At 64.6% G+C, this 6,681-nt stretch carries 5 protein-coding genes; all 5 read right to left on the bottom strand.

The annotated features are described in order from the left end of the window. Nucleotides 1-79: 79 nt before the first annotated feature. On the bottom strand, nucleotides 80-2,977 hold the full coding sequence (locus FFS68_RS10545) for a M16 family metallopeptidase (protein ID WP_137753151.1): 2,898 nt from the start codon (nucleotides 2,975-2,977) through the stop codon (nucleotides 80-82). Between the two features lie 42 nt (nucleotides 2,978-3,019). Beyond that, nucleotides 3,020-4,144: a diguanylate cyclase gene (locus FFS68_RS10540; RefSeq protein WP_137753150.1), complete on the bottom strand. Its 1,125-nt coding sequence runs from the start codon at nucleotides 4,142-4,144 to the stop codon at nucleotides 3,020-3,022. Between the two features lie 120 nt (nucleotides 4,145-4,264). Then, on the bottom strand, nucleotides 4,265-5,101 hold the full coding sequence (locus FFS68_RS10535; RefSeq protein WP_212742342.1) for a sterol desaturase family protein: 837 nt from the start codon (nucleotides 5,099-5,101) through the stop codon (nucleotides 4,265-4,267). Between the two features lie 15 nt (nucleotides 5,102-5,116). Further along, the gene (locus FFS68_RS10530) at nucleotides 5,117-5,758 is read right to left on the bottom strand and encodes an isoprenylcysteine carboxylmethyltransferase family protein (RefSeq protein WP_137753149.1); all 642 of its coding nucleotides are present in this window, start codon (nucleotides 5,756-5,758) and stop codon (nucleotides 5,117-5,119) included. A gap of 92 nt (nucleotides 5,759-5,850) precedes the next feature. Further along, nucleotides 5,851-6,630 carry a phosphoribosylaminoimidazolesuccinocarboxamide synthase gene (gene purC, locus FFS68_RS10525; protein ID WP_137753148.1) on the bottom strand — a complete coding sequence of 260 codons (780 nt, stop codon included), beginning with the start codon at nucleotides 6,628-6,630 and terminating at the stop codon, nucleotides 5,851-5,853. Nucleotides 6,631-6,681 lie beyond the last annotated feature (51 nt).

Here is a 6,681-nt window from a genome sequence, read left to right as displayed (position 1 = left end):
CCCTCCACCACCGTCGGTGGTCCCCCTCCCCGTTCCGGGGAGGAACTTATGCCTGCAAACGGTTGCTAGCGGACGCCCACTACTTCCCCGCCTTGTCGCTCACCGCCCTGATCACCAGCGCCTTGCCGTCGACCAGATAGCGGCGCGCGAGCGCCTGCAGGTCGGCGGGGGTCGCGGCTTCGACTTCGCCTATCCCCTTGCGGCTGCGGTCTAGGCGGTCGGCCTGGCTCGTCGCCTCGGCGACATAGTTCAGCCAATAGGCGTTTTCGCGCCGCGACTTGGTCATCGCTTCGACCAGCGGCCGCCGCGCGCGGTCGAGCAGGTCGGCATCGACGGGCGCGTCGCGCAATTCCTTGGCGATCGCAAAGATCGCAGCGCGGGTGGTCGCCAGATCCTTGTGATCGACATTGCTCGCGGCGAAGACATGACCAAAGCCCGGAAACTCGTCCGACAGGCTGGCGGCGGCGCCGGGGCTGTAGCTTTCGCCGAGCTTCTCGCGCAGTTCCTCGGTCAGCTTCAATTGCATCACCCGTGCCAGCAGGTTGAGCCGCATCGCTTCGGCAAGATCGCTGTCGTCTCGTGCCGGCCAATAGACGCGCAGCTCGGCCTGTTCGGCCGGCCCTTTATGGATCAGCGTGCGCTCGCTGCGGTCGGCCGCGAAGGCGCGGATGCGCGCTTCGGCGCGCGGGTCGAAGGCGGCGCGGCGTTCGGGCAGCGCCCCGAAGGTGGCGGCAATCGCGGCAATCGCCGCCGCCTCGTTGATGTCGCCGACGACGCCGATTTCGACCGCGCCATGGGCCAGACTGTCGGCGACCACCGGCTTCAGCTGCGCCCAGTCGAGCGTCATCAGCTTGGCCAGCGGCGGGGTCTGCGCGCGCGGATCGTCATTGGCGAGAATGCCCCCCGCGTCGCGGCCAAGCACCGCCGCCGGGGTTGCGTCGTTCGCGGCATATTGCTGCGGCAGCACGCGGCGGATCAGCGCCAGCCCATCGGCGCGATAGCCCGGATGGGTCAGGAAGGCCGCCATCAGCTTTGCCTGAAGCGCGAAGTCGCCCGGCGAGCTGGTCGCGGTGCCGCCGAAGAAATCGCTGCCGCTGCCGAAACTGGGGTTGACCGTCCGCCCCGCGAGGATCGAGCGCAGATCGTCGACGCTATGCGCCTCCAGCCCGCCAAGCACCATCGACCCCGCCAGCGCGACCCGCGTCGGATCGTCGCGCGTCGCGAGCAGGTTGCCGCCGTCGACACGCAGCGCCAGATAGACGGTGTCCTTTTGAAAATCGGTTTTCTTGATGTTGAGCATCACATTATTGGCAAAGCGGATGCGGCGGATGCCGAGATCCTCGACCCGCTCGTCGCTGATGATTTTGCCGGGGGTGCCGAAATTGTCATAGGCGAAAGCGGCATTGGCGGCCTGCGTCGGTGCCGCCACCGCGACCTGCGTCGAAGCGCGCAGCGCGCCAAGGATCGCTTCGGTGCCGCCTGCGATCGGTGCCTTCGCCGTCACCCGCGCGAGCGGCGCGCCGAAGCCGGTCATGCGCTGGCGGAACGCCGCGGTGACCGCCGCGGCGCTCAGTGACGGCGCGGTCGCCTCGAACAGCGCCTGCGACGTTTCGGGGCGAACAAAAACAAAATCGCCCTTTGCCGCGGTGACCAGTGCGTCGGCGAGCGCATCGCTGCGCCGCGTGGTTACCCCGGCGACGGCATTTTTGAACGCGGTGCGGCGGTTCGCCAGCTGCTCGTTGACCTCCGCCTGGGTAAAGCCATGTTCGATCGCGCGGCGCTGCTCCTGTTCGATCAGCGCCAGCGCCTCTTTCCACGCGCCCTCCTTGGCGACGGCGCCGACGGTGACCTGGTCAAAGACCTTCCAACCGCCCGCTTCCGCGAAATAGCCGACGAGGATCGGCGAATCCTCGTTCAAGGCGATTTTGGCCAGCCGGCGACTGACGATCCCCTCGCCGACATCTTCGGCCAGCGTGCGGGCGCGCTTCGCCTTGGTATCGGCCTCTTCGACCCAGGGTTTGAACGCGGCGATCGTCACCGAATCCTGGATCGCGGGGTCGATGAAGTCGTCGGCCGCCGCGGCGCGCTGATAATCGACATTGCCGATGTCGGGATCACCGCCGGCGGGGCCGCGCCCCTGCCAGTCGCCAAAGCGCGCCTTGATCTTGGCCTCGACCGCCGCCGGGTCGAAATCGCCGACCATCACCAGCGTCGCGCGCTCAGGGCGGTAATAACGGTCGTACAGGTCGCGCAGCCGCGCCGCGGGGGCGGTCTTGATCACCTCTTCGGTGCCGACCGGGATGCGGCTGGCGACCGTCATCCCCTGCATCTGGAAATCGAACTGGTCGATGACGCTGCGCAATTGATAGGTGTCGCGCGCCCGGCGTTCGGACAGGATGATCCCGCGCTCGCGGTCGACCGCGGCGGAATCGATGGTCAGCTCGCTTCCCGTCTCGCGCATCAGCATCAGCCCGGTGTCGATCAGGTCGTCCGACGCATTGGGCAGGTCGAGCTTGTATATCGTCTCGTCAAAGCCGGTCGAGGCGTTGGTGTCGGCGCCAAACGCCAGCCCCTTGCGTTCGAGCAGCTTGATCATCTCACCCTCGGGGACGTTGGTCGACCCGTTGAATGCCATATGTTCGAGGAAATGGGCGAGGCCGCGCTGGTCGTCGGCCTCGGCAAAGCTGCCGACGTCGAAGCGCATCCGCAGGACGACGCTGTCCTTGGGCGTGCTGTTTTGCAGCAGCGCATATTTCATTCCGTTGGGCAGCACGCCAAAGACGATGTTGGAGTCGACCGGCACATCGCTGGCGGCGAAGTTCCACGCCTTGGCCGCGGCGGTCTGCGGGTTGATCGCTGCCGTTGCCGCGGCGGCGGGAGCCGACGCTTCCTTGGCAAAGGCCGGCGCGGCGGTAACGGCGAGAAGGACGAGGGGCGACAGGGCGGTCGAAGCGCGCCGGACAAGGCTTTTGGTCATGCAACCGGTGTGGCCACCGCCCCGCGGACGGTCAAGCGATGCTTATGCCACCCGGCCGACGCTTTCGACCGACGACGTCTGGTCGCGATCAATCGCCTTTGCCGCATAGAGCGCGGTGTCGGCGACTTCGCACAATTTGCGCGCGGTGCGGCCATGATCAGGCCAGCGCGCGGTGCCGATGCTGGCGCCGACGCGGATCGGGCGGCCATCGATGCGATAGGGCGCGGCGAGCGCCGCGAGAATATGGTCGGCGAGCGAGGTGGCGAGCAATGGCGATCCGGCGGGCGCCAGGATCGCAAATTCGTCGCCGCCCTGCCGCGCCACGACGGCATGCTGACCGCAGGCCTGGCGCAGCCGCGCGGCGATTTCGCATAGCAACAGATCGCCGACCGCGTGGCCATGCTGGTCGTTGACCGGTTTGAAACCGTTGAGGTCGAGCAGCGCGATGGCAAAATGGCCATCCTGACCCACGGCCCCGATTTCCTGGTCGAGCCGGAGGTCGAATTCGCGGCGATTGGCAAGCCCGGTGAGCGGGTCGGTGTGTGCCAGATCGCGCATCTGCCGTTGCAGTTCGAGCAGGTCGATCACCTGGCCGTGCTGCTGGATCACCATGCGGAGCAGGAATAGCGTTGCGATCACCAGACTGGTACCGGCGGCGATTTCGGGCGGATGCCCCGACGTCAGCATCAGCAGCGCGATCGGCGCCAGCCCGACCCCCAGATTGAGGAAGGTCGCAAAGCGGATCGACGACAGGCAATAGGCGGTCGCAAGCGACCCCATCGCCATGATCATCGCATAATAGCTGTGCGTTGCCGGAGGGGCGGCGAGCCAGTTGGTCACCGTCCAAACGCTGCACATCAATCCGGTGACGCCCGACACCCAGCTGGCTTCGCGGATCATGCGCCGCACGCGGCGCGGGCTCATCCGCCGCCCGCGATTGTGCATCAGGAACAGGAAGCCGAAGATACCGGCGGTGGCGAGGATCACCGGGAAACCGATGCGGATCACCGGATGTACCGTCGCGACCCCGGCGTAGATCGCGGTCGGGGTCGTCGCCGCCAGCATCAGGAACAGCATCGGGGTCAGCGTTTCGATACGATTGGCGCGCAGGATCGCGACATCGTCGCGAATATCCTGTGGAACCGGCGGAAAAATCCGCGTGATCAACCTGTTAAAGACCCCCGTCATACCCCCCGATAGCAAGCGCGGGTAAAGCATCGGTTAAGGATCGAAAGCGCGTCTTATCATTTGCTTGGCGCGTGAAAGGCCGACGAATGGCCCGGCAAATTAACCCTGTCGGGCGACCGCAACGCCCTCTGTTTCGGGGCTCGCCGCGGGCTCGGTTTCACCGCGGCCGCGCCGAAACGGGTAGAGGAGCTGGCGGGCATAGGTGACCGGAACATCGTCGTCGATGCCATAGCGCGTCGGCATCGCGTCGCGCCGCATATGCGCGGTGCCAAAGACAATATCCCAGATCGGAAACTGGGCCGAAAAATTGCGGTTCCACGCCTCGGGATGATCGGCATGGTGCCAATGGTGGAAACATGGCGACGCAAAGACCCAGTGCAATGGGCCAAAATTGACGCGCAGATTGGCGTGCAGCATCAACGAATGCCATTGGTACAGGATGAAGAAAATCGCGATTGCGCCATCCGCAAAGCCGAGCGCAAAGACCGGCGCGATCGACGCGCCCTTGGTCAGGATCTGGTCGACCGGGTGGACGCGGTGCGCCGCCAGCCAATCCAGTTCCTCGATGCTGTGGTGGATCGCGTGAAAACGCCACAGCGACGGCAGCGTATGGAACAACCGGTGCATGGCATAGAAACACAGGTCGGCGACCAGCATCAGCGCCACAACCTGAAGCCACAAAGGTTGCTGCGCGACGCTGGCGCGAAATGCGGCCGGAAGCAGCGCTTGCCCGATAGCGATCGCACCGGCCGCAACAACCAGCAAACCAATGCCGATCGGGATACGGTTGAGGAGGAAAAAGACGGCGTCGTTGAACCATCCCCGCCGCAGCGGCCCTTGCGCCGGACGCGCCGGCAGCAGCCGTTCGAGCGGCAGGAAGATCAGCGCGATCAGCCACGCGCTTTGCAGGTCGACCAGTTTCAGCAGGAAATCCACCGCCGCGCCGCTCCGTCAAAAAATATAAGGGATCAACCGGTAACGCACCTTGCGGCTCAATTCCTGATAGGCCGGGTCCGCCATCAACACGCGTTCTTCGGCCAGGATGCGCGAGATATTGAGCGCCAGACCCAGGCTATAGACGCCCAGATTCCACCAATTGGGGCCGCTGAGCAGAAAGCCGATGTGCGTCAACGTGTAGCCCGCGTACATCGGGTGGCGCATCAGGCGGTACGGACCGCTGACCTTTACCCCGCGGTTGGCGGCGATCACGCCAAAGCTGCGCCGCAGCGTGAATTTCGCGTAAAGCTGGAACAGCATGCCGCCGATGATCAGGAAACTGCACAGCGCCAAGGGCACCAGCGGGGTATCGCTTGACGCCGTCACCAGCATCGGGGCGAGCGTCCCGCCAAAGCCCAGCGCCCAGTCGAGCGGGCGCAGCGAGATACTGTCGGTCGAGCGGCGGAAAAGGACGAAGAAGACGACGCAGCTTTCCGCGACAAGGAGCAGCCAATTTTGATAATGGCCGGTTTCGATCGCCGAGGGGATCAGCCTTGAAGCCAGCAGCCCCAACAGCACGACGACGACGACCTTTTCCAAAAGGTCCCAATCGAAACTGCGCGCTGCTGGCTGCGCTTGCCCACTCGATCCGCTCATGGTGCCATATCCCCACTATTCTTGGGGATCGCATAGCGCCGGGATGGTTACCAACCGGATAATTTTGCGCGCTTCATGCGCGGATCACCGACTTATTTGTCGCGTTTCTTCCGGTGGCTGTCGAGGTCGAGCACCGTGTGGTCGCCGCCTTCGGGCAGCAGGCCGAGCCGGCGCGCGACTTCCTGATAGGCTTCGACTTCGCCGCCGAGGTCACGGCGAAAGCGATCCTTGTCGAGCTTTTCGTTCGTCGTCATGTCCCACAGGCGGCAGCCGTCGGGGCTGATCTCGTCGGCGAGGATGATGCGGCTGAAATCGCCTTCGTACAGGCGCCCGAACTCGAGCTTGAAATCGACGAGCCGGATGCCGACCGCAGCGAACATGCCGCTCATGAAATCATTGATGCGGATCGCCATGTCCTGAATGTCGTGCAGCTCTTCCTGGCTGCACCAGCTGAAACAGGCGATATGCTCCTCGGCAACCAGCGGATCGCCGAGCGCGTCATCCTTGTAGCAATATTCGATCAGGGTGCGGGGGAGCTGGGTGCCCTCCTCGATGCCGAGCCGCTTTGACAGCGTGCCCGCGGCAACATTGCGCACGATGACCTCGATCGGCACGATCTCGACCTGGCGGATCAACTGCTCGCGCATGTTGAGGCGGCGGATGAAATGATGCGGCACGCCGATATTGCCGAGCAGCGTGAACACATGCTCGGAAATCCGGTTGTTGAGCACGCCCTTGCCGTTGATCGTCCCGCGCTTTTGCGCGTTGAACGCAGTCGCATCATCCTTGAAATACTGGATCAACGTGCCCGGTTCGGGGCCTTCATAGAGGATCTTGGCTTTGCCTTCGTAAATCTGGCGGCGACGGGCCATGGGCAGAGACTTTCCTTAGCATCAAAATAGCTGGCCCCGGCAAAGGCGACT

Origin of the sequence: Sphingopyxis sp. L1A2A, assembly GCF_005502465.1 — a bacterium.
Classification (GTDB): domain Bacteria; phylum Pseudomonadota; class Alphaproteobacteria; order Sphingomonadales; family Sphingomonadaceae; genus Sphingopyxis.
This window is presented reverse-complemented; position numbering and strand designations above follow the sequence as displayed.